The organism is Metabacillus rhizolycopersici (genome assembly GCF_020075705.1).
Genome location: NZ_JAIQUM010000055.1, coordinates 12,757 through 36,031, shown reverse-complemented (window position 1 = coordinate 36,031; position 23,275 = coordinate 12,757). Strand labels below are relative to the sequence as shown.

Genomic DNA, 23,275 nt, shown 5'->3' with positions numbered 1-23,275 from the left:
ATTAATCGCTTTTAGCTTAATCTCTTTTGTATAGGTTGTTCTAATTTTCCCCATGAAAAAATCCCCTCCATAGAAAACAGTACAATCCTTTCTTTTTACTGTCCACTATAAGGGGATAATAACAATTCGAAGATCCTTTTTTCATGCCTATAAGACACTTTATGTTAACTAGGTTTGTATACAGTATTCATGTGATCCTTAAGGGTTTTTTGAACTAAAGTAATAGATCAGTTTAACCAAAAGTTGACAACTTTGTTATATAATTAAACTTAAAAATTATATTGGATTTAGGTGTTGAATAATGGAAATTAAAATTTTGAAGCCAACAGATGCTGAAAATTATCGTCGCATTAGACTAGAGGCTTTACAAAATAGTCCTGAAGCATTTGCTTCAAGCTATGAAGAAGAAAAAGACCAACCTGTTGAAAAATATAAGAATAATTTTCAATCGAAAGACTCGTTTACTTTTGGGGCTTTTGAAAGTGGCAAACTTGTTGGAGTTGTTACTTTAGTTAAAGAAAAGTTATATAAACTAAGACATAGAGCAAATATCATAGCAATGTATGTTACTTCAGGAAAACGTGGATTCGGCATAGGGAAAGCTTTATTGTCAGAAGCAATCAAAAAAGCGAATTGTTTAGAAGGAATTGAGCAAGTTTATTTAACTGTTGTTACAACGAATGAGTCAGCAAAAAGACTTTATTCATCAATAGGTTTTGAGGCATTCGGATCAGAGAAAAGAGCTCTAAAATTAGATAATACATATTTTGATGAAGAGCATATGGTTTTGTTTCTTGGATAATATGTTCTTAAATTAAACTAAGGGTGCTTAATTGAACACGCAGCTAAAAGGATCTTCCATCGAAGATCCTTTTCATGTACCGATAACATCGCTTATGGTGACTAGAATTGTTAACTATATGTGAATAAAAAACCAATTTATACAATCAAAAGTAAGCATTTACAATAACTTTGTAAACGCTTAATAAAACTTTAACAAATAAACTATATAATTTGGAAAACAACACGATGTGGGGGGGGGATAACTTATGGCTATAGGAGGCTATCTTATGAATTTAGAAAACTTAACAAATGAGGAATTGCTGAAGAACTATGAAAGATTAGCTAAAAGGCCTCAAGATTACTTGACTGACGAAGAAGCTGAATATAAAGAAAAGATAAAAGAGGAACTTTTAAAAAGGAACGGTTAATAAACAGTCCAAATATTATATGCAATATAAAAGAATCTTCGTTTGAGGATCCTTTTGATGTCTGAGAAACGCTCTACAACGAAACGAGATACAAAAAAGCCTTATAACTGTTCATTCAATTTAAAATACAGAAGGTCCTAATTAATAAAAATCAAGTCATATCCTAAAGAATGTGATGCTGGGTTAACCCAGCCTATCTGTCTTCAGGAAGGATCTAATCCGATTTAAAACTAATATACTCTTCATCTATAAAATCAGAAGGTTCATTATTTGTTTGAGGTTAAAAGCTATTTGAAAACCTAAACGAAAGTTGGAACTTAACTTATATTTACACGTAAAACATTAGTGTAAACCTATGTCTAAACTATAGTACTGCCCTCTAGGATTAGTGACAGGGTTACTGCTATGAACCGCAAAGTAATTCTTTAAATAATCCGAATGCCAGTGTTCCTATAACCAAGGGTAAAGTAGGAATTCTTCATATTACCAAAAACCACTGTTTTTGTAATTTTCCTTATAACTATACGGCTCGTTGATACCACAGTTTTTATGGTTTACCATAAAACATTACCAAAAGTCTTATCAAATACCTTTACCATAATGCTGTGTTTATTTATCGATTATGTTTACTTTGCGGTCTAGAACAAGAACCCTGTCATCAAGCCTATTAGCTGGTTTAATCGAATATTGCAATTGCGAGTTTTAATCAAACTTTATTAAGTTCTACAACCTACCTTAAAAGTAGGGAGCTCATCACGCTGATTCAGCAACTATATTTATTTGTATTTATCCATCCAATTATGAATGATACTTCTCACATTTCCGGTACTTTCCTTAACATCCTCAAAGATCATAGCAAGAAGAGCAAACCATGAAATTTCTTCATGATACGGATTATTCTTATTAATGTATTTCAGTACCTGTTTTAATTCTTTCATTCGCTCCTCATCTATGTGATTGTGAAGATACGTTTTCACAAACGCATTCAGAAGGTTCGTATTCCGGATACTAGCATCTAACAGTAGAGCTGTAGCTTTTGATGGCGTTACATCTAGAGCACAAGATAAAGAAAAGATATTTTCATAGGAAGTTTGTGTAAAACGGATAGTGATTCGTTCATTTTTCCCTGATTGATATTTCTTTTGTAACGATTCCTTCCCCCAATCCCCAAAATAAACCGTATTTAAGAACTGAAAATCCCTTCTAAAATATCTGGAAAGATACTCAATGACTTTTCTCGATTGCAAACCTTTCTCACATAAAATTTCCGCAACATCTTTTACAGGTGTATTAGTGATATAGGACAAGCGATATATACAATCTTTGAGATTGATAGAAATTGTCGGTTTGACGTCTCTTTTTTTATCAGTACGAACCTTTCTTATTTTCGTTCCCAATACCTCTTCCCTTTGCATTGCTATCCCTCTTTTCCGAATTTCGTTTAGGACACTGTCCTCGTGTCCTAGATATATTTCCATGTATATGGAGGATGGGGAAGGGTTATGTTTAAAAACTCTTTAATGTGTTCATACTATTTATAAGAATAATAGAAGAGGAGAAAAAGGATGAAAATGACGAAAGATGAAGCAAAGGCTTTGGCAAAAAGAGGCATTGAGGTAAGTAAGAAATACAGCATTCCATTAAAAATAAAAAAGAAGAAAGAGGCATAATTATCTGTTTCATATTTTACCTTTTTGATCTTTGGACAACGTCCAAAGATTTTTCATTTCATACATTTACCTCTCCTCCACTCCCATTTTAAAACCTTAATCATAACGAAATTAATTTTCACTCTGCTTAGGCTGCTGGATGACCATCTCTTTTTTTGAGGACTCTTCCACTCTTGCTGCTAGAGTTTGAATATAAGATTCTGTCAGTTTAGCAGGATAGTATCCAATCCTTTCGCGGACTAGGTTTTCAAGAACGAAGCATTTCCGAGTGGCCTTATCATATTCTCTAAAACTGTATTCCTCAGCTTCTGTAAACTCATCTGCCCCCTCATTCATCGCTCTAATAAAGATGAACCGTTGCTTGTAAATGTCAGCTCGTTCCTTTCTAGCCAATTTTAAAAGGAACAGCAGCTCAACCGTTGAATAACCCATAAGCTCAGGCGTACTTTTGTTCAGATCAGACAGAGATGGCTGTGAAGACGGTAAAAGGTTTTTCCGCTTTCCATTTTCCTGAACATCTTCGTTTTTTAACTTCATCTTACAAAATGAGCAATAGCACTCATCCATATCAACAAATGTAACAGGGCTTCCACAATATGCGCAGGTCTTCATCCAGTATCATCCTTTCCTCTTACATTCAGTATAGCAATGCCATCAAAATAATTGAGTCGGTTAGATCCATTCACTTTCAGCCCCACGAAAGGGAAACCATTTTTAAGCAGTCTCCATTTCTTTAAGTGGTTGTCTACGCAGAACTTCAATGACCTGATGGCTGCACTTCACAATATCGCTCCCAATCTGTTTCATGATATCGATGTCTTGACTCCATCCAGCAATGTAACCAAAACTATATGTTCCTGTATCACAGCCGAAGTGATTCATAACCACATATGCTACAGCCTCAGCTTGAGCTTCTTTGATCCGACTTCCTTCTTTCTCAAACTTCGCACCTATTGCATATAATAAATAATGACTGTATTCATGAATCAACGTTTTTAATTGCTGATTGGTGCTTCTACCTTCATGAATTGCGATGTAATTTTCGACCAGGTGATAATATCCGTTCGCTTCTCCTGTATCTTTAAAGATGATTGGGATTTCAATTTTCTCAATCCATTCCTGAAGCAATGACTTCTCCTGTTCCCCTCCTCCTTCAAGCATTTTCACATCTGGGGTTGGAACCTCTTTCCCCTCAGTTTGAGAAAGGTCAAACACATTAACATATCGGAACCCGTACAATACCTTTTTTGCATTCTCCTGCTCTTTTTTTCCTTCATTTTCTTCCTCTTTCTGTTTACGGATAAGTGGAGCTAAAATCTTAATAGCCTTTTCTCCCTTCATGACGAATCTTCCATCCTTTTTCCATTCGTTAAACCCTTTTATAAATGAAGCTTTTGGACTCTGCATGTAGATTAAAATCGTATTATGAAAACTGTATGTATGAAATCCAGTCAGAAATTTCAGCCATTCCTGAAACTTTTCACTTGTCATTACCTCTTGAATCCCTTGATCTAATTGATTTTTGATTTCATCTAATCCTTTATTTTTGGCCATTTGTTTTTCCTCCCTTGTTCTTGCGCTGTGAGCGATTCATTTCCTCAAAAGGGATTATTTTTCGCCCTTTTGACGTGGAGAACGAACAAGGAGTATAGACAGACGGTCAAGGGAATAGCACAAAAAGTTATTTGATGTTGCGTAGCGTATTTAATCAAAAAACTTTTTTGCCCCTTGATTGGCTTTCTATCCGACTTAGCTTCCAGCAGGTTGAGGGCGTTAGCCTAGGAGGCTCAGCCTGCTGAAAGGTTAGCTCGGATTGCGATCTTGTACGATTCGCAGCGCAAAAGGGTGGAAAAACCAAGATAAAAAGCAGCCGGAGGCTGCTATCCTTTTAGTCCTTATTCATTTATCTTTTGACGATCTTCGGCTCGTTCGGTACGGCGGCTTGCCGTAAATGGAACAGGAACCTACGGAATGTAGGCTAGCGTTATCAAGACCTAAATCTTAAAAGTCATAAAAAATAAAGGGTAATTCATATTAGTCATGTATAATATGTATTACTCTTTTTTATTATTGTTCAGCAATCGAACCCGATTGCTGAAGATCATTAATAGAAAATGGTCATCTAAAATTTAAAAAGGGAACTTCCATTAAAGCCTCCGTTTGTTTATGATCTGGTTATTCAGATTCCTTAATAATAATTCCATCTTTATCATAATACTTATAGTTCCTAAATGTATATTCGTTTTTATCGGTTTGTGGTAAATCAGCCCAAGTTACAGTTGCTTTATTCGGGATAAATTCCCGTTCAAATTTTTGCTCATTTATATCTACTTGCATTTTAGCTATATCATTTTCATTATTGGTTACAAACATTATTTTATGAGGAAAAGAATGGAAAGAACTAAATGTCTCATTCTCTCTAACTTCTAAATGTCTCCATGCATAGTTACCTTTCTTATTTTCAGTAAACTCTATATAGCCTGGTCTATTATTAGCTAAAAACGCTACAATTCTTAGATCATCAAAATCTTTTATCTTCAAGATTTCAATTGATTTATGTTCATATCCCTCAATAGAATTAATTACTTTAACTATAGACGCTTCATCATTCCTATATAACTGTTTGATACCATTAAAATAAAAAGTTAAAATTGCAACAACCAATATTCCAAAAGTAACAAACAATAGTTTCCTACTTTTCATCAAGCACCTCCTCTCTGTTAAGCCACCTTATTTATAGACTTATTCAATAATCCTGCCCGATTGCTCAATACCAATTATTTCAAAACCAAGTGTTCAACTCAATCTTTTTTCCGCAAAAAAAGAAGCTTACCTTATTACGGATAAGCGCCAGATTACGGAATAAGAATAACATTATTACTTTGTCTGCCTATTTTATATAAAGCAACTTGTGGACATGAAGAAAGGGTATTCGGATATTCCAAGCGAAGATCCTTTTTTCTTTTTATACTGCCAATTCAACTAGTGGTTTCAGTATGATTGGTGCATCTTTCTTCAATATTTTAGCAAATTATCGCTGCTTAAAAAGAAAGTCAGTTAAGAATCTATATGTCTTTTTTAATTAAATCCAATCTTTGTACCAACCAAAAATTTTGAAGATTAGGGAACATAATTTATTTCTTGATTTTGTTAACCTTGTTTTTCACATGATTAAACACAACAGTTGAATCCCAGACATTTAGTCCAAAGTAGCCTTCCTTATAGGCTTGATCGTTTATATCAATGACAAGCTTGTCATCTAAATAAGCCTTAATGTTATCGTCTGCTGTCACTACTTTAAGATGATAGATTTCATTTGTTTGCAGTTTAAGATTTCCATCATTGTTATAGGATGCAAGGTCATGGCCAACACCATTTAAAAATTTGATTAGTTTGACGACATTATTTTTCACATCAACATTAAAAGCATACGCGTTTTTCCCTTCTGAATCTGAGCGAAAAACCAATGATCCAGCGCCAACTAAGTTTCCAACTGTATCCTTATTAGGATCTTTCGGATGTGAGTCCGTATCAAGAATTTTTATGTCTGCTTGGTATTTAAAATTGCTTCCTGCTTCATTTGATATAATGAAGGCATCCCCACTGCTTTGACCCTGTTTTCCAGCAATTGTATCTGCCCAGTTGCCATTTATAGTTTTCCAGCCATTTAAGGTTGATTGAAAGCCGCTTTTTTTCCAGATACTTTCTACTGGATAGATATTCAAAGATTTCAATGCAACATTGCCGTCCTTACTATAAATCTTTACTCCGTTGCTTGTTGGACTTGGGAAGATTTGATCGGTAATAACCGTTTCTCCATTGTTTCCAAATACTTCTACAGCAGAACGATCGACAAAAATATGCATCTTAACCGTTCCATCTGACACAGGTAGAGGACCTTTGTGCATGTTTACGACATTGGTGCCGTAATCAAAGCTATCAGAGTTCGTACGGTCAACAAATAATTGCTGGTTCGCAACGTCATAACCTATTTTTGTAAACTCATCAGTAGAACCCTTGCGAACTTCAAAACCAAATTCAGACGCAGTTGAGCTAGAGACATCAAATTCAGCAATCATTTCAAAGATATCTCCTGAAAAATCATCTAGTAGATCACTTTCATTTGAAATCACTTTATTTTCAAAAGATACTTTTTGACTATTGTCACGAATCGAATCGATCGAAACCGGCGTTTGTTTTAAACGCATTCCTTCTTCTGTTTGAGTAAGCTCCATCTTACGAGGCAGGCTCATTGAACTTCTCCAAGTTGAAGTTGGTGTATTGTTGGCGTATTGCCAGTTACTCATCCATCCTAACCAATATTTTTCACTATTCTCCCCCTCAATTCCACTCCATTCAACTGCTGCGTAGTAATCAGCTCCATAATCTGTCCATAATACCTGATCAGTCGGATTCTCATTTTTGAACGTTTTTCCGTCAAAACTGCCGACAAAATACTGCATACCAGACCCACCAGCTGGTGCTCCATCATTTATACTTACTTGCAGCACCCATTTTGTTTTTGTTGGATCGCCATCAATTGGCAATTCAACTAAAGCAGGACATTCCCAAATCCCACCGTTGCTACCGTTTGTAGAAGGTATCCATTCTCCTGAAACAGCAGTCCATTCTGTAAGAGTTCCGCTTTGCTTAACTTCACCTTCCACAGGTTCTTTAGCAATATTGTCAACTTCTGCTGGCATAGAACCTTCATTATAAACATGAACATCATCAACATTTATATGACCCCAGCCCCCTAAAGCTTGGTCAACCACTTTTATATAGAGCACTTCACCGATATATTCAGACGCATCCCATACGTATTTGTTATACTTTTCTTCATTAAATTTTGTATTCGCCTGACGAATTAATTCTTTGTTATCAGAGGCTCTCACTAATGAAACATAGCGGTTATTAATGTCGTTGCCACCGCCTAGTAAGAAATTAATTTCACCTGTTCCACCTAACTTAAAGTAAGAGGAATGCAGCTCACCTGTAGCATCGTCTCCATTATGAAGATCCGAAAATCCCCATAGATGATAATTCCCTTCATGACCAAATTGCCCTCCCCAATAGGATGCTGCAGTTGTCACATGGTCATTAGTAAATGCATTACCTCCTGCTGCTTTCCAACCAGTTAAATCCCCTGTTTCGAAATCATGATTCATGAGTTCCTTCTCGTTTGTTACGATATTCTTATTCAATTGAACATCTTGAAAAATCGTTGAGGAATTCCAAGTGTTCAAGCCTACATAACCAGATGAAAATGCTGCGTCATTTATGTCATGAATGAGCTTTTGATCTAGATATACTTTTATGTTTTCGCCGTACGTTTTAACTTGTAAATGGTAGGTCTGATCTGTATCAAGATTTACTGCTTTTTCCGTTATGACTGAAACCTTTCCATTTTCAATTTTCATTAGTTTCATCGTATCATTCAGCACATCAATATTTGCAAAATAACCATTCTTTGCATCAGCATCTGCTCGGAAAACGAGTGCTCCAGCACCATTTCCTCCTTTATCTCCAGAAATCGTGAGATCTGCTTCATAAATTAAGTTCTGAGACGTGTTGCCGCTCATGATAAAAGCGTCATCCGTGGAGCTCCCGCTTTTCCCATCCAACGTATCTTCCCATGAGCCATTTACTACCTTCCATTTAGACATGTTCGTCACAAAATTTGATTTATTTTCAAATTCTACATTTCGAAAAGCAGCGGTAGAATTCCAAGCTGACAAGCCGTAGTAACCGTTTTCAAATGTCAGATCATTTGCTTCAATAACAGGTTGATCATTAACGGCAACTTTTATTTGATCTAAATCCATATCTATCTTTACTTGATAAGTCTTTGAGGTTTCTAGAGTGAAAGGTTTCCGAGCAATTTCTTTCGTTACGCCCTCTTCATTTTTACTTAATGTGACAACATCATTTTTTGCATCTAGGTTGGCCACATATCCATTCTTTGCACTCTTGTCAGCATGAAAAACTAGGCCGCCCGCTCCTTCTCGCCCATTCTTTTCGTTAAGGGTGATATTGCCCTCATAGCTAAACGATCCGCCTGATTGTTCAGACATTGCATAAGAGGTACGATCAAGACTATTTGCTTGGATCCCGCCATCTGGACCAAATTCACTAGCAAACTCCCAGTCTTTTAAATTGGGTGACGTATAAAACATGACTTTATTCTTTGCTGCTAATGACATCACCCACTGGTTTGAATCTTTATGCCAAAAAACCTTCGGATCACGCCAATCCGGTATTGGCGGATTAGGCATAACAGGATTACCTTCATATTTTTCCCACGTTCTTCCTTTATCAAGACTATATGCAAGACTTTGGACTTGGCCTTTTTCCCCCGAATGAGTAAAAATGGCAACCATCGCTTCCTTTCCAAATCCTGCTGTATTGTTCCAATCGATTACAGCACTTCCTGAGAAAGTGTCACCGTTTTCATCAGGTGATAAGGCAATCGGCAAATGCTCCCAATGAACAAGGTCTTTACTTACAGCATGCCCCCAATGCATCGGTCCCCATGTCGTTCCATATGGATGATGCTGATAAAATAAATGATATTCACCTTCATAATAAACCATGCCATTTGGGTCATTCATCCAGTTTGCTTCAGGGGAAAAATGAAATTGATTACGATAAGTTTCATTGTAATACTCAGAATCTCCTGCAAAAACAGAGGTTAATGGAAAGCAAAGGACAATGAAGCAGATTAGAAATACAGAAATCTCCCTTTTAATAATGGACATTTTCAGAAAAACCCCTTTACATATTAATCACAAGGTGAAATTTATGCTGCACTGCTTCCTCTTAAACGATCCAATAAAACGGCTGCGACAATCACACCGCCTTTTACAACTAACTGCCAATAATAATTCACATCCATAAGAGTCAAACCATTGCTAATCACACCCATGATTAAAACCCCGATGATCGTTCCTTGTATTCTGCCCTTTCCTCCAGTCAAGCTAGTTCCGCCTAAAATAACCGCAGCAATGGCATCCAATTCATACATTTGTCCTGCAGTTGGCTGGCCAGAATACAATCTTCCTGCTAATACAACACCGCCCAAACCCGCTAATAAACCGCTAATGGAATACACATTTATTAATGACTTTTCCACCTTGATCCCAGTTAAGCGCGCAGCTTCTTCGTTTCCGCCAATTGCATAAATATGTCGGCCAAACATTGTGTACTTCAGGACAAAAAACATCACAACATACACTAAAAGCATGATATAGATCGGAGTAGGCACTCCAAAAATAGCCCCGCCGCCAATGAATTTAAAGGTTTCATTTTGCAAAACAATTGGATAGCCGCCACTTATTACATAAGCAAGACCACGAACATACGTAAAGCTTCCTAATGTCACGATAAATGATGGCAACTTCGTTTTTGCCGTAAAAAAGCCATTAATAAGTCCAACTGCATAACCTACTGCTGCACCTGATAACATTGCAATAATTGGGTTAACTCCTGCAGCAGAAACCATAACAGAGATAACACCAGACAGAGCAACTGTTGAACCAACTGATAAATCGATACCACCGGTTAATATGACGATCGTCATTCCTGCGGCCAATATCGCAATAATGGAAACCTGCTTCAATACATTTAACATATTGGCCGTATCCAAAAAGTTAGGTGCAGTGAACGAAAGGACAACACCTAATAATAGTAGAATCATAATCATGCCTAAACGATTCCATAAAGCATGAAGGGTTTTTCCTACCTCTAAGCTCTGCGATGGTGAAGCGGATTGAATATTTGCTTTCATTTTCCATTACTCCCCTCTAGTAGCTAAGTACATAATTTTTTCCTGTGTAGCTTCTTCTCTCGAAAGTTCCCCTGTTAATCTTCCTTCACACATGACAAGGATTCGATCACTGATTCCTAGTACTTCCGGCAGCTCTGATGAAATCACCAATACAGCTAAGCCTTCATCCGCAAGCTTTGAGACAATTTTGTGTATTTCAGTTTTTGCCCCAATATCAACGCCCCGAGTTGGTTCATCAAGTAGTAAAACCTTTGGTGCAATGGACAACCATTTAGCAATGACTACTTTTTGTTGATTACCTCCGCTTAGGTTTGAGACCTGCTGTTCTGGAGAGGCAATTTTTATATTTAAGTCTTTTATAAACTGGTCGGCACTTGCATTAACCTGTTTCCAACGAACAATTCCTGACTTGGAATGCTTTTTTAATTCTGCCATTAAAAGATTCTCTTTTACTGACATCGATAAAAATAATCCTTGTTCCTTTCGACTTTCAGGCACATGGGCAATTCCATTTTCAATCGCATCGATTGGTGATTTTATATTAACAGTCTTGCCATCTACGATTATTCCCCCGCTTTTCAGCTCTGATGCACCAAATAGAGCCCTAACCAGCTCTGTTCGACCTGCACCTACAAGTCCTGCTAAACCAACAATTTCACCAGGGTAAATTTTAAACGAAACTTCTTTTACAATGGTATGATCAGAAACATTTTTCAGCTCTAGAACAGGGGCAGCCCCATATGATACTGTTTTCTCAGATCCTTTCTTACGATTAAATAAATCTTTTAAATCACGACCTACCATTAGCTTTACAAGGTGGTCGGGATTTGTCTCTTCAATCGGACCGCTTGCAATCCATTCGCCATCACGTAATACAGTGAATCGATTCGAAATCTTAAAGATTTCATCCATCCTATGAGAAATATAAACGATCGCAACTCCTTGTTTTTTTAAATCACCAATAATTTGAAACAGCTTTGTAATCTCTTTATCTGTTAGCGAGGCTGTAGGTTCATCCATGATCAGAACCTCTGCCTTAAAGGATAATGCTCGTGCAATCTCGACCATTTGTTGTTGGGCGACACTCAAGGTTGAAACCAGTTGACGGGGATTTAGATTAGATCCCATAGAATCGAGCACTTTTTGTGCACGTTCATGGACATCCTCCCATTTGACCATTCCTAATCGATTTCTTGGAAAAGGTGAACCCATTAAAATATTTTCACTGATTGTAAGATTAGGAGAGAGGTTTAACTCCTGGTGGATAACACTGATCCCTCTGTTCCTTGCATCAACAGGATCCTTCCATGCTATAGGTTGACCTTTAAAATAGATGGTCCCGCCATCATGATCAGGAGTGTGGATCCCTGCAAGAATTTTCATGAAAGTGGATTTCCCGGCACCGTTCTCTCCCATTAATGCGTGTACTTCACCTGGATAAAGCTCAATTCTCACATTGTTTAATACCTTTACACCTGAGAATGTTTTGCTGATCCCTTCCATATTCAGTACCGGCAATTTTCTTGTGTGTTGTTTTTTTAATAACATCTCTTTTATATCCATACTCTAATCCCCCCCTTATTTATCCCATTCTTAACGGGCAATAAGAAACACAATTCACTATTCATAAAGAAGTAATGAAGTTTGATTAAGGTTAACTGCCCGTATAGATCCGACGAAGGACAGGACGTCCAAGTCAGGCGCTAGCCACAGGACGTGGCGTACTAAGCGTGATAAGTTTCGCTGCCATTCAGTGGGAGATGAAAATAACCCCACTGAATCAAGTCTCACTTTATTTGAAAGAGGCTGAGTGAGGAATGGATCCATATCAGCCTATTTTTTTAAAGAGGTTTACCAACCCTTGTATGAATCTAATGTATCTTGAGTGACAAGATCAACAGGTACTTTGATAAGCTCTTCGACATCTTCGCCATTTTTTACTTTCATTCCAATTTCAACTGCTTTTTTCACCATTTCGCTAGGAGATTGAGCTGAAGTTGCCATAATTGAGCTTCCTTCTTTCGCCATTGCTTCTGTTGCTTCAGGAGCACCATCGACACCAACTATGAAAAACTCATCCTTCCGTCCAGCTTGCTCTTGAGCAATTTCAACTCCAATTGCTTCAGGGTCATTGATTGCAAATACAGCGTCAATTGATCCCGCTGGATTTGCTTGCAAAACACTTTCCATAACGGATAATGCTTTTTCACGGTTTCCTTCTCCATTTTGCTTCGCTACTACTTTAATTCCAGACTCTTTGATCACATCCTCAAAGCCTTGAATACGATCTATAACAGCTGAAACTGGAGGACCATCAATAATGACAATGTTTCCTTTTCCATTTAATTGTTCAACCACATATTCACCAGCAAGCTGACCTGCTTGGTAGTTATCAGAAGTAACCGTTGCAGCAACACCGCCCTCAGCATTCGTATCAACTGCGATTACTGGAATACCTGCCTCCTTTGCTTGTAGCACAGCTGCTGCAATTCCCTTCGTATCAACAGCATTTAATAAAATCACATCTACCTTTTTGGTAATAAAGTTTTCAATTTGGGAGGTTTGTTTTGCAAGATCATATTCAGCGCTTTCTACAAGAACCTCTGCACCTAGTTCCTTCCCTGCTTCTTCAGCACCTTTTCCCATTGCAACAAAAAATGGATTTGCCAAAGTACCTACAGTTAAACCAATTTTTAACTTATCGTCGCTGTTTTCCTGCCCAGTGCTGTCATTTGAAGATTCACTTGCACTGCTGCATGCGGACATTAGAACAATAACAGACATTAAAACTGGCACTAATAATTTTTTCATTGTGAGCCCCCTAGGAAATTAATAAAAATAAAAACGAATTTCATTTTTCACTAGAATTTCTTAAATGGATGACCTGTATTGACAACGCTTACAATCAGTTGGTACATCACCCCCTTTAAAACATGTCACAATTATTTCAGTTTTCTTTATAGATGTTCTTGAATGATTTTTGTCTAGATCGATGATGGAAATTCGACATTTGTTGTTTAGTTCGAGGTTGTAATGAATAAATGATTTTTTATGATGGATTCAACAATTAAATTCACTTGTTTTTGACTACTTTTGATTGATTATGATTATATTATGTCTTCCAACCGATGTCAATATATTGTAAAAATTCAGAAAATTATATCGGAAATGTTTTATATTAGTTTGTTTACTTTTGCAACTAATCCTCAACATGAGTATTAGTAAGAGTTTTTGAATGAATAATGGAAGATTTTTAGTATTTAACACATTCTTTCCAATTCAAAAAATATTTTATTGAAGTATTTATTTTGTTGAAAATAAATGTAAAGTTAAAAATTTCATTTGGAAATATTGCATATTCAAGACAAAATAAAAAGAGCTTTAAACTCGTTTTGTCTATTTAGTAGACATCTGAGTCAGCTCCAATGAAAGATAGTTTATGTAGAAAAAATAAGAGCTTATTAATAAGCTACACAGTAAATTTCAGTTTTCTCCTTATACTTTTCCATAATGATCGAATCTTCTTCATTTGTAATGATTTTAGCTTGATGTAGATCTGCAAATTTAGAAAATGAGACTTCTCCAAATTTAGTATGATCTGCAAGTACAAACGATTCACGCGAGAGATAGATAGCTTTTGCTTTCAGTTGTGCTTCTTCAGGATCTGGAGTAGTAAAACCTAGTGCATGGTGAATTGCATTTGTTCCTATAAAGCATTTATCAAATCGATAATTTTGAATGCTGTTGTATGCATTACTGCCAATCATAGCTTTTGTTACTTTTTTTACAAATCCTCCGATTAAATATGTCTTTATATCTTTTTCAAGTAATGCATCTAAATGGTCAATCCCATTTGTTACCACAACAATGTTCTCTTCGTCTAAATACTGTATCATTTGATAGGTTGTTGTACCTGCATCAAGATATACACAGTCTCCTTTTTCAATTAGTTGGGCAGCATACTTTGCTAGAATATTTTTTTCTTTAAGATTCAGAGTTGATTTTTTAATCATGCTTGGTTCTTCACGTTTTCTTTGTAACAGTGAAGCACCGCCATGAACACGTTTTACATAGTTCTCCTTTTCTAGTTGATCCAAATCACGTCGCAATGTAGATTCCGAACTTTTTGTTAACTCTACTAGTTCATGAACCCTAACATGCTCTTTTTCCTTTAAATAATCTAATATCAAACGATGACGCTCAGATATAAGCAAAATACCTCCCCCTAACTATCAATAGTAAAATGTAAAAATTCTTATATAACTAATCTCTTTACTTTAACAACATATTTTCAATGAGTTTAACATATCGTATCTTTTGTTGATTTACAGAGTCACATTCTAAGCATTGGTATGTATGTAAATTTGCTTCTTCGATACAAAGATCATTTATCAAAGTTAGAGGCTAAAATAGACGCTCTCGCTAGTAGTATTGAAGAATACCTGATCATTTATAAGAGAAAGGAAGGTTATTTGGTATGCACTTTTAAGTATATCACTTTGTATTTTTATTTTTCATTGAAAAAGTTGACAAACTATTAGCTGGTTTTGTTTAAGGTAATTCTTCACAATGGGCATATCCGGATGACACCAGCTCATAAAATTCCAACCGATACCCAATTTCTTCTTCCATTTAGTGTAAACGTTCTTAATAGATACAGACAAGGGATTCACTGACAAAACATCAATGTGGCGAATGCACCGCCTCGCGGCTGACTACGACGCGGCGGATGAAGAACGCTATGACCATGCCAATCAGTGCTATGATCATCGTGAACAAGAACACGTTTTGTGATCCAGCCGTCATCGCGTTTGCAATTTCGGCCTGTTTGCCCGGAGCGGAGGAGCCGTGCAAGTATTTCTCCATACCGCCCGTAAGGATACTGATTGCGACCGCTGTTCCAATCGCGCCCACGACCTGCTGCAGTGTGTTCATGACTGCCGTGCCGTGCGGGTATAACTCCGGCGGCAATTGATTTAGCCCGTTCGTTTGAGCAGGCATCCATATCATAGCTACCCCAACCATGAGCCCGATATGCAAAGCCACGATAAAGGCCACTGAAGAAGCAGGGGATAGGTTGGTAAAGAACCATAACATGACTGCAACAATCACGAGGCCGGGAATAACGAGCCATTTCGGTCCATATCTATCGAACAAACGCCCCACACGCGGCGAGAGGATACCATTCAGCGCGCTGCCTGGCAAAAGCATGAGTCCGGTGATGAACACAGACAGTCCTGTACCAGTCTGCAAAAACATCGGCAGAATAATCATGCTCGACATAATAATCAACATACATGACAGTACCAGAAGCAGCCCAACGACGTACATCGGATACTTGAAAACGCTCAGATTCATCATCGGATCGTTCATAGAGTTCTGCCGCAGTATGAACAATACCAGCGCAACGAGCCCAACGACGATTGATGTGACCACGACCATGCTGCTCCAACCTTCAGCTCCTTCGCCCGCCTTACTGAAGCCGAAGACAACTCCTCCAAAGCCAATCGTTGACAATGCGACAGACAGCAGATCTATCCGGGGCTTCGTGACATCAGTGACATTTTCCAAATACTTCAGCCCTATCAACAATCCAATAACCAGAAACGGCAGCGAGAACCAGAAGATATAATGCCATGTTAAATATTCTATTAATAGACCGCCTACGGTCGGTCCGGTTGCTGGCGCGAACATGATAACAAGTCCGACGAATCCCATTGCCGCACCCCGCTTTTCACGCGGATATATGACAAGAATTGTATTGAACAAGAGTGGAAGCAACAAGCCCATGCCTACTGCCTGTAAAACTCGGGCGAACATTAACATTTCAAAATTGAACGCGAGCGCCGCAATTAATGTACCAACGATTAAGCTGATGAGCGAACCTGTGAACATCTGCCTTGTCGTAAACATCTGCAGAAACAACCCGCTCATCGGCATTAAAATGCCAAGAGTCAGCAGGAAACCGGTTGTTAACCACTGTGCGGTTGGGGCTGAAATTTGGAACACTTCCATTAAACTAGTCATTGCTATGTTTAGAGCAGTCTCGCTAAACATGCCGACAAAACCGCAGATAAGCAGCGATACCAAGATGGCACGCGTATTGTATTGCTTCTTCATTTCTATATCTCCTTGTAAATCAATTTAATTAATAACAGTTTATTTTTTAGCAAATCCTTGTTTGTTTAAATACTCGAGCATGAAGGGCAGTTTGCTTCTTTCAAGATGATCCTCAATATGATCTTTCCACCCCTTTACTTTCTTTACTGTGAAAGGAGCTTTAACAGGTCGATCTCGGTAATATTCACGCATCTGTTGGTCATAATTTGCTAATTTTTCTTCATCTAGTGGTTGGTACTGATTATCAAACATTACCATCGATTGAGGTAAACGTGGTTTTAGTCCAGGTTTCTCTCCAGCAGGATGGCCTATGCATAGACCAACTAAAGGAACCACATACTCTGGTAAATTTAACACCTCAGTTAATTCTGCAATATTACTTCTTACTCCACCGATATATACACCACCGAGTCCCAATGATTCAGCTGCGGTTAAAGCATTTTGAGCCATTAGCCCAGCATCGAATGAACCTATCAAAAGGTATTCAATATACTTAAGGTCTACCTTGGGAGCAATTTGATGATTTCGGTTAAAATCTGCACAAAAAATCCAAAACTCTGCTGCCTCTTCAATATAAGGTTGATTGACAGAGAGTTGCATCACTTTTTTACGGAGATCTGGATCAGTAATTCTAATGATAGAAACGACCTGTAAAAGGCTGAAAGATGAAGTTTGATTAGCTGCCTTAAAGATTACATCCCGTTGTTCCTCTGTCAGTGGTTGATTTGTATAAGAACGAACGGATGTATGATTATGAAGCAATTCAAGCGTATTATTCATTTGAACCCTCTCCTCTATTAATTATTTTAATATTTAGCACTTCCGTATTGATAAGGAACTCCCATATTCTCGCGCAGTGTTTTTCCTTCATATTCTCTGTGGAACAAACCGCGGTCTTGCAAAATTGGGACAACCAGGTCCACAAAATCAGCAACTCCATCATATGCTATATCTGGAACAACCGAGAAGCCGTCACATGCACCGGCCAAAAACCATTCTTCCAAGAAATCAGCAACTTGTACGGGGGTACCTGCAACTACCGGATGATAGTTAATGACCCCATGGGCAAGAACATCTCGAATGGATAGCCCTTGTCTCAGCAGCTGTAAAGCTCTGTGGGAACGTGGATCCATTGGGTTGGCATATGCATTTTTCAACATGTCAGTTGCTAAAGATTGATCAATATCTACCGTGTTCACTGATAGTGGTAAACCAACCATGGAACCAAGGTAACTTACCCTACTTGGAATCTCCTCAGGATTAAAACTCATAAGCTGTCTTCGTCGTCCCAAAGCTTCTTCTTCAGTTGAGCCTAGAGAAAACATAAAACCTGCATACATCTTGATGTCATCGGGATTTCGGCCAAAACGAGCTGCACTTTGTCGAAGCGCTTGCCTATGATCACGAGCAGACTCAATGTCATAAGGGTTAGCGTAGACACCAGAAGCGTACCTCCCCGCCAATTCCAATCCTTCTTCCCCTCCGCCTGCTTGGAAAATAACTGGCTGACCTTGCTCAGAAGGCGGGATTGGCAAAGGACCACGAGATGCATAATAATGCCCTTCAAGATTTATAGGCTGAATTTTGTCCATGTCGGCAAATTTTCCGCCTTCTGCATCTAACGTCCAAGCGTCTGATTCCCAACTCCCCCACAATGCTTGGACAATTTGTATGGATTCATGAGCCATGTCATATCGTTCTTTGCGATTGGCAATCTGAGCACCAAAATTTGCTGCCGCTAATGGATGAGATGTGGTGACTGCATTCCAACCTACACGTCCATGACTTATAACATCCAGTGCTTTGAACTGACGTGCTATGTTATATGGATAATTAAATGTCGTTGAGAGGGTAGAAACAAGACCAATATGTTTCGTTTCTCTAGCTACAGCCATTAGTGCTAACATAGGATCCATAGGGAACATAGGAGTCTGAGGTCCTAATTCGACGGTTAATGCTGGAGTATCGGCGATAAAGATCATTTGAAATTTTCCTTTTTCAGCTAATTTAGCCCGCTCCACATAACTATCCATATTTGTGTAGGCTGCTGGGTCGGTGCCTGGCATTCTCCAAGCGCTGAATTCGGCTCCGTACCCCGAAACCATTTGTAGTGCTAGTTGCATCTCTTTTCTTTTTTTCATGTATCTCTTCTCCTTTATTTTAAATAGGCTTCAAGTAACCAAAAGAACCTGAAGTAAATTATTCCCAATCACATTTCAGTAGATCGGAGAAAATTAAATAATATTTAGCTTGCTAACTAATTAACTGGTGATTACCCATCAAGGACAGTTTTTCTTTTGATTTCCTTACTGAATTGTCGCGTATATTACTCATATCCCCTGGCTTTGAGTACGTCATAGTTGTAAAGGCTGGTGCAATGATTCGTTAAAATCTTGGGTCCCCCGCTTCCAAAAAAACAGGGCTTCCTTGCTGAGAACGGCTATTATTCAATGTAAGTCTTTAGAAATATATTCCCCTATGAAATTAAGCAAAAGTATTTTAGCAAGTACGGATATCATTGTTTCGGCTAGAGCATCCTCTTCAGTGGATTCCCATAACCTTTTTCTTAGTAAATAAACGAGATAGAACTATTTAATATTTAGGTTGCTAAACAATTATTTAGCATGCTAAATATCAACATAGAGAAAACTTATAACAAGTTTCTCTCCATTCGCTTCATAAGTTCCCTTAATAGTAAGCGTTCTTCCGGTAAGATTGAATGGAGTAATTTTTCTTGCTGCTGTTTCCATTTGAACTCAACCGGTTTCTCTAGTTCTTTGCCTCTGTCCGTTAGATAAATTCGCATAACCCTTGCATCCTGTTCATCACGTTTACGGTATATAAATCCGTTTTGCTCCAATGATTTAACCATATTTGTTACCGTAGGCGGTTCACATTTTAAATGTTCACATAGTTGCATTTGTGTTACCCCATCGCCTAACCACAAACGAGATAGTAAATTATCTTGCCCTACATAAAGATTAAGTTCTCTTAGGCTTTCATTATAATCTCGACGCATTTGAAATGAAATTTTATCTAACGACTGACGAATATCGCAATCAACCTTATCGTTCATAGATATGCCTCCACTACTAAAACATATTTAGCAAGCTAACTATATCACGGTGAAAATTTAGTTGTCAATTTATCTTAAGGGACCTACTCACATTATATAGGGCTGAATTTATCTAGAACAGAGGTATAGATCCAACAATAAGATAGCACCCTTGATCCACATCAGCTGTTTCAAACTGAAATGTCCAGATTCTGTTTATTACACAGTTTGCCTATCCATTGTTGTATTGAGTAATTTTGTTACATCACTAGAATAAAACCAATTCTCATTTTTTTAAAGAGGGCAATAAAAATTGCCGTAGTACATTTTTTTGTACTTAATAGCAAAAAGCAGGTGAAAAGATGGCTAGAATTTGTAAAGACGGATTTGACAAAGAATTTATAATAGAACAAACAAAGGATTATTAATCCTGCAAATGTTCCTAATAAAGGAAGCCTTTGTTGTGTTAATCTGCTTAGTTAGTACAAAAAAAAGCTGCAACAATGACAGCTTCGAATCTTCAACTCTTGCCCCCGTTACTTTAATACAAATCTTCACAAACTTTTATCGTAAAAGAAAAAGCTACCGTTAGAACGATTTCCCCTCCCACAACTTTTACTTTATCCACCATTTAAATTTTGAATTTTTAGGGTAAACGTAAACAATGGATGGGCTCGCTTTGGTTAGTCCACTTGCTCTCCAAACTTCTTCCCGAACTCTTCCATCAAATCAATAATAGGAACAAATTCTTCCCCTTTTGAGGTTAATGAATACTCTACACGAGGAGGAACCTCTGGATAAATTTTGCGATTAATTAAACCATCTGTTTCCAGTTCTCGAAGTTGCTTTGTAAGAGAACCTTGTGAAATATCCCCTAAAAAAGCTTTAATTTCACTATAACGACGCTTTGTGGACTTTAAAAACCAAAGAATTAGATATTTCCAACGTCCGGAGAGTATGTTTTGGGTATAAGCAATGCCATAAACTTCTCTTTGTTCCTTTATACACTCTTTGTCAAATCCATCCTTACATATCCTAGACACCTTTTCACCTGCTTTCTACTGTTAAGTACAAAAAAATGTACTACGTCAATTTTTATTGCCTACTTCAAAAAGATGAGAAATCATTTTATTCTAGTATATGTAACAGAAATACTCAATACGTTTTTAATATCTAATGAATATATGTTTACCGTTTGATAAACATATGATTGTGTAACTTTAAGCAGAATAATTCTTTTATATACAAATTCTTTAGGAGGAACAATAATGAGATTTGGAATTATAGGTGCAGGACCAATTGGGTCAATTATTTCTAAAAAATTAGTTAAGAATGGACATGATGTCAAAATTGCAGATGCACGAGGAATTGAACGTTTAGAAGGAAAAGAGCTTGCTGGAACACCTGTGCTTGTAGAGGATGCAATTAAAAATATTGAAGTTCTTATAATATCTCTCCCTATAAAAGCACTGCCAAGCATTCGGAACATTATCGATCAAGTCGGGGAGGAAGTAATCATTGTAGATACTTCAAATTATTATCCATATAGAGACGGCAGAATTGAAGAAATCGAGAACGGGATGGTTGAAAGTGTTTGGGTTTCAAATCAATTAGGCAGACCTATCATTAAAGCTTTCAACAACTTATTAGCCTATACTTTAGAAAATGAAGGAACATCCGAAGATTCTAGTGAACGAATTGCGATGGCAGTTGCTGGTAATGACCCATCACAAAAACAAGTAGTCACGGACGTAGTAAACGAGCTAGGCTTCGACGCAGTAGATAGTGGTTCTTTAAGTGACTCTTGGAGACAACAGCCAGGAACTCCTGCTTACTGCACAGAGCTAACAAAAGATGAACTAACGAAAGCGTTGAAAAAGGCAAATAAAGAAAAAGCACCATTACTACGGGATAAGGTGATGGAAAGGTTTGCAGAGCTCCTTGCAGAAAAAAAAGAAGTTGAATTTTCACATAAGGATATTGTGAATTTAAACAGAGAAATATACAATTCATAAAACAAGTGGTGTACTCAGTTAAAGCGCACCTTTTTGTATATCCATATATCCCCATAAAGTTGCGAAGAAATATGTGTGCCTCTTTCCTTTTTGCCGCCAAACAATCCATAATATTATTGATAGTTCTAAGAGCTTACAAAAAGCCTTTCCAGTCCGAACTCAAATTTTTTCAAAAACTGAAATTTAAGTATGTTTGTGTTTTAAATCCCTTTTCCACTAACCTGCCCCGTTTGTTCAATAAGAAAAGGAGGTGCTGCAGCTACCTCCGTTGTTAAGCAAAAGCCCCCGCTAGTCAAATAACCACTTCATATTAGATTTGACATATCACGCTTTTACTTTCCCCTATACTCTTATGCTTCAAGCTTTTTCTTTAGTGGAGGTTTAGCCACCAAGTTGTTAGTTCGAAAATTACCCGATAAATACAATCCAGCAAACACAAAAAGAGAAGCAATCACATCATACTTTGTAATCTCTTCTCCCAATAAGATAGAAGATAAAACGTATCCTGCAATGGGCGTTAAAAACAACCAAATATTTGCCCTAACTGCATCTTGTTTAAGCAAATAAAACCAAAGAATCATAGCAAAGATTGAAACACCTAAGACCGACCACACCAGATATACTACTAAATTCTTATCAAATACAAAGGGTTTACCTGATTCTAACATTATAGAGGGTATGATTAAAATGATTCCGCCAAATAAAACTTGCCACGCATTAATGACCAAACTAGGCAGTTGCAATTTTTCTTTTTGAAAATATACGCTACCGATTGCCATGGATACCATGCCAATCATCAACAAGAAAAGCCCGCTTAATGTGGAATGACCGTTTTGGAGTAAGGGGTATGTTGCAATCACTAATCCGATTGCCGAAACAATCATTCCTATCCATTCTTTCTGTTGAACCAAGCGTTTCGTGAAAATCGAGGAAAGAAGTGCAACAAGAAATGGATTGATAACGACAGCTAAATTAAAAAAACCAGATGAGACCGTTTGCAACGCCCAAAAACCACAGCCGAGATACAACGAAGTATTAAATAAACCTAATAAAATCAATGGCTTCCATTCTCGTTTTTGGGGCATCGGGTATTTCCCTTTTCTAACCAAGTAAATATATAACAATAGTAAACAACCTGCTAAAAGAAAACGAATGGTCCCCATGGTTAACGGTGGCGATGACAGCAAGCCAAATTTCACAGAGACCGCACCAGATGCCCAAAGGATGGTAAACAATATACCGAGCAGTATAATATTCACTTTCTTCCCCCCACAATATTATGAAATATCCATATTTTGTATTTTTTAAAATTATAGCATACCCTACTGTTTTCGCAAATTAACCAGCTTTGTAAAGAAAAGCATACAGGGAAGTCCCCTCTCTTTTTGTCTAAAGCGATTTAGCATTGGGAATTTCTT

General features: G+C 37.5%; 18 protein-coding genes and 2 pseudogenes. 4 read left to right on the top strand and 16 right to left on the bottom strand.

Annotation, left to right across the window (positions count from 1 at the left end):
* Positions 1 to 301 precede the first annotated feature (301 nt).
* Both K9V48_RS19825 and K9V48_RS19820 read left to right on the top strand, forming a co-directional pair.
* Positions 302 to 802 carry a GNAT family N-acetyltransferase gene (locus K9V48_RS19825; RefSeq protein ID WP_224140893.1) on the top strand — a complete coding sequence of 167 codons (501 nt, stop codon included), beginning with the start codon at positions 302 to 304 and terminating at the stop codon, positions 800 to 802.
* 247 nt (positions 803 to 1,049) lie between these two features.
* Positions 1,050 to 1,211: a hypothetical protein gene (locus K9V48_RS19820; protein WP_224140892.1), complete on the top strand. Its 162-nt coding sequence runs from the start codon at positions 1,050 to 1,052 to the stop codon at positions 1,209 to 1,211.
* Between the two features lie 776 nt (positions 1,212 to 1,987).
* On the opposite strand, the gene K9V48_RS19815 is transcribed toward K9V48_RS19820, so the two are convergent.
* The 10 genes and pseudogenes from K9V48_RS19815 to K9V48_RS19770 form a co-directional block, all read right to left on the bottom strand.
* Positions 1,988 to 2,626, bottom strand: coding sequence for a hypothetical protein (locus K9V48_RS19815; RefSeq protein ID WP_224140891.1), 639 nt, complete (start codon positions 2,624 to 2,626; stop codon positions 1,988 to 1,990).
* A 366-nt stretch (positions 2,627 to 2,992) separates the two neighbouring features.
* Complete coding sequence (locus K9V48_RS19810; protein WP_224140890.1) at positions 2,993 to 3,493, bottom strand: hypothetical protein; 501 nt, start codon at positions 3,491 to 3,493, stop codon at positions 2,993 to 2,995.
* Between the two features lie 102 nt (positions 3,494 to 3,595).
* Entirely contained in the window at positions 3,596 to 4,435 is an 840-nt protein-coding gene (locus tag K9V48_RS19805) for an ArdC-like ssDNA-binding domain-containing protein (protein WP_224140889.1), read from the bottom strand.
* 621 nt (positions 4,436 to 5,056) lie between these two features.
* Entirely contained in the window at positions 5,057 to 5,584 is a 528-nt protein-coding gene (locus K9V48_RS19800) for a hypothetical protein (RefSeq protein ID WP_224140888.1), read from the bottom strand.
* Positions 5,585 to 6,015: 431 nt separating this feature from the next.
* Positions 6,016 to 7,584 (bottom strand): glycoside hydrolase family 32 protein, encoded by a 1,569-nt coding sequence (locus tag K9V48_RS30010; protein ID WP_224140896.1) that lies wholly within the window; start codon positions 7,582 to 7,584, stop codon positions 6,016 to 6,018.
* 1,407 nt (positions 7,585 to 8,991) lie between these two features.
* Positions 8,992 to 9,630, bottom strand: a pseudogene (locus K9V48_RS30005) (glycoside hydrolase family 32 protein); the annotation flags it as partial.
* A 50-nt stretch (positions 9,631 to 9,680) separates the two neighbouring features.
* Positions 9,681 to 10,667: an ABC transporter permease gene (locus tag K9V48_RS19785; RefSeq protein ID WP_224140887.1), complete on the bottom strand. Its 987-nt coding sequence runs from the start codon at positions 10,665 to 10,667 to the stop codon at positions 9,681 to 9,683.
* Positions 10,668 to 10,673: 6 nt separating this feature from the next.
* Complete coding sequence (locus K9V48_RS19780) at positions 10,674 to 12,230, bottom strand: sugar ABC transporter ATP-binding protein (protein WP_224140886.1); 1,557 nt, start codon at positions 12,228 to 12,230, stop codon at positions 10,674 to 10,676.
* Between the two features lie 288 nt (positions 12,231 to 12,518).
* On the bottom strand, positions 12,519 to 13,478 hold the full coding sequence (locus K9V48_RS19775; RefSeq protein ID WP_224140885.1) for an ABC transporter substrate-binding protein: 960 nt from the start codon (positions 13,476 to 13,478) through the stop codon (positions 12,519 to 12,521).
* A 650-nt stretch (positions 13,479 to 14,128) separates the two neighbouring features.
* On the bottom strand, positions 14,129 to 14,881 hold the full coding sequence (locus tag K9V48_RS19770) for a DeoR/GlpR family DNA-binding transcription regulator (protein ID WP_224140884.1): 753 nt from the start codon (positions 14,879 to 14,881) through the stop codon (positions 14,129 to 14,131).
* A 114-nt stretch (positions 14,882 to 14,995) separates the two neighbouring features.
* On the opposite strand from K9V48_RS19770, the pseudogene K9V48_RS19765 reads away from it, so the two are divergent.
* Positions 14,996 to 15,118: pseudogene (locus K9V48_RS19765) on the top strand (IS110 family transposase); the annotation flags it as partial.
* A gap of 232 nt (positions 15,119 to 15,350) precedes the next feature.
* On the opposite strand, the gene K9V48_RS19760 reads toward K9V48_RS19765, so the two are convergent.
* The 5 genes from K9V48_RS19760 to K9V48_RS19740 all read right to left on the bottom strand — a co-directional run bounded on the left by K9V48_RS19760 (position 15,351) and on the right by K9V48_RS19740 (position 20,885).
* Entirely contained in the window at positions 15,351 to 16,811 is a 1,461-nt protein-coding gene (locus tag K9V48_RS19760) for a DHA2 family efflux MFS transporter permease subunit (RefSeq protein WP_438803904.1), read from the bottom strand.
* A 15-nt stretch (positions 16,812 to 16,826) separates the two neighbouring features.
* A complete protein-coding gene (nfsA, locus tag K9V48_RS19755) occupies positions 16,827 to 17,567 on the bottom strand; it encodes an oxygen-insensitive NADPH nitroreductase (protein WP_224140882.1) in 741 nt (246 codons plus the stop codon).
* Between the two features lie 26 nt (positions 17,568 to 17,593).
* A complete protein-coding gene (locus tag K9V48_RS19750; protein ID WP_224140881.1) occupies positions 17,594 to 18,910 on the bottom strand; it encodes an NtaA/DmoA family FMN-dependent monooxygenase in 1,317 nt (438 codons plus the stop codon).
* Between the two features lie 527 nt (positions 18,911 to 19,437).
* Positions 19,438 to 19,863: a MarR family winged helix-turn-helix transcriptional regulator gene (locus tag K9V48_RS19745; RefSeq protein WP_224140880.1), complete on the bottom strand. Its 426-nt coding sequence runs from the start codon at positions 19,861 to 19,863 to the stop codon at positions 19,438 to 19,440.
* 662 nt (positions 19,864 to 20,525) lie between these two features.
* Entirely contained in the window at positions 20,526 to 20,885 is a 360-nt protein-coding gene (locus K9V48_RS19740) for a winged helix-turn-helix transcriptional regulator (protein ID WP_224140879.1), read from the bottom strand.
* A 225-nt stretch (positions 20,886 to 21,110) separates the two neighbouring features.
* Between K9V48_RS19740 and K9V48_RS19735 the strand changes: the two genes are divergently transcribed.
* On the top strand, positions 21,111 to 21,857 hold the full coding sequence (locus tag K9V48_RS19735; RefSeq protein ID WP_224140878.1) for an NADPH-dependent F420 reductase: 747 nt from the start codon (positions 21,111 to 21,113) through the stop codon (positions 21,855 to 21,857).
* 350 nt (positions 21,858 to 22,207) lie between these two features.
* Here K9V48_RS19735 and K9V48_RS19730 read toward each other — a convergent pair whose 3' ends face one another.
* Positions 22,208 to 23,116, bottom strand: a complete 909-nt coding sequence (locus K9V48_RS19730) for a DMT family transporter (protein ID WP_224140877.1) — start codon at positions 23,114 to 23,116, stop codon at positions 22,208 to 22,210.
* Positions 23,117 to 23,275: the final 159 nt, after the last annotated feature.

Bases quoted from the DNA above. Each gene is read 5' to 3' on its own strand.
- K9V48_RS19825 (WP_224140893.1), top strand. From the start codon at position 302: ATGGAAATTAAAATTTTGAAGCCAACAGATGCTGAAAATTATCGTCGC.
- K9V48_RS19820 (WP_224140892.1), top strand. From the start codon at position 1,050: ATGGCTATAGGAGGCTATCTTATGAATTTAGAAAACTTAACAAATGAG.
- K9V48_RS19815 (WP_224140891.1), bottom strand. From the start codon at position 2,626: ATGCAAAGGGAAGAGGTATTGGGAACGAAAATAAGAAAGGTTCGTACT.
- K9V48_RS19810 (WP_224140890.1), bottom strand. From the start codon at position 3,493: ATGAAGACCTGCGCATATTGTGGAAGCCCTGTTACATTTGTTGATATG.
- K9V48_RS19805 (WP_224140889.1), bottom strand. From the start codon at position 4,435: ATGGCCAAAAATAAAGGATTAGATGAAATCAAAAATCAATTAGATCAA.
- K9V48_RS19800 (WP_224140888.1), bottom strand. From the start codon at position 5,584: ATGAAAAGTAGGAAACTATTGTTTGTTACTTTTGGAATATTGGTTGTT.
- K9V48_RS30010 (WP_224140896.1), bottom strand. From the start codon at position 7,584: ATGCCAGCAGAAGTTGACAATATTGCTAAAGAACCTGTGGAAGGTGAA.
- K9V48_RS19785 (WP_224140887.1), bottom strand. From the start codon at position 10,667: ATGAAAGCAAATATTCAATCCGCTTCACCATCGCAGAGCTTAGAGGTA.
- K9V48_RS19780 (WP_224140886.1), bottom strand. From the start codon at position 12,230: ATGGATATAAAAGAGATGTTATTAAAAAAACAACACACAAGAAAATTG.
- K9V48_RS19775 (WP_224140885.1), bottom strand. From the start codon at position 13,478: ATGAAAAAATTATTAGTGCCAGTTTTAATGTCTGTTATTGTTCTAATG.
- nfsA (WP_224140882.1), bottom strand. From the start codon at position 17,567: ATGAATAATACGCTTGAATTGCTTCATAATCATACATCCGTTCGTTCT.
- K9V48_RS19750 (WP_224140881.1), bottom strand. From the start codon at position 18,910: ATGCAACTAGCACTACAAATGGTTTCGGGGTACGGAGCCGAATTCAGC.
- K9V48_RS19745 (WP_224140880.1), bottom strand. From the start codon at position 19,863: ATGAACGATAAGGTTGATTGCGATATTCGTCAGTCGTTAGATAAAATT.
- K9V48_RS19735 (WP_224140878.1), top strand. From the start codon at position 21,111: ATGAGATTTGGAATTATAGGTGCAGGACCAATTGGGTCAATTATTTCT.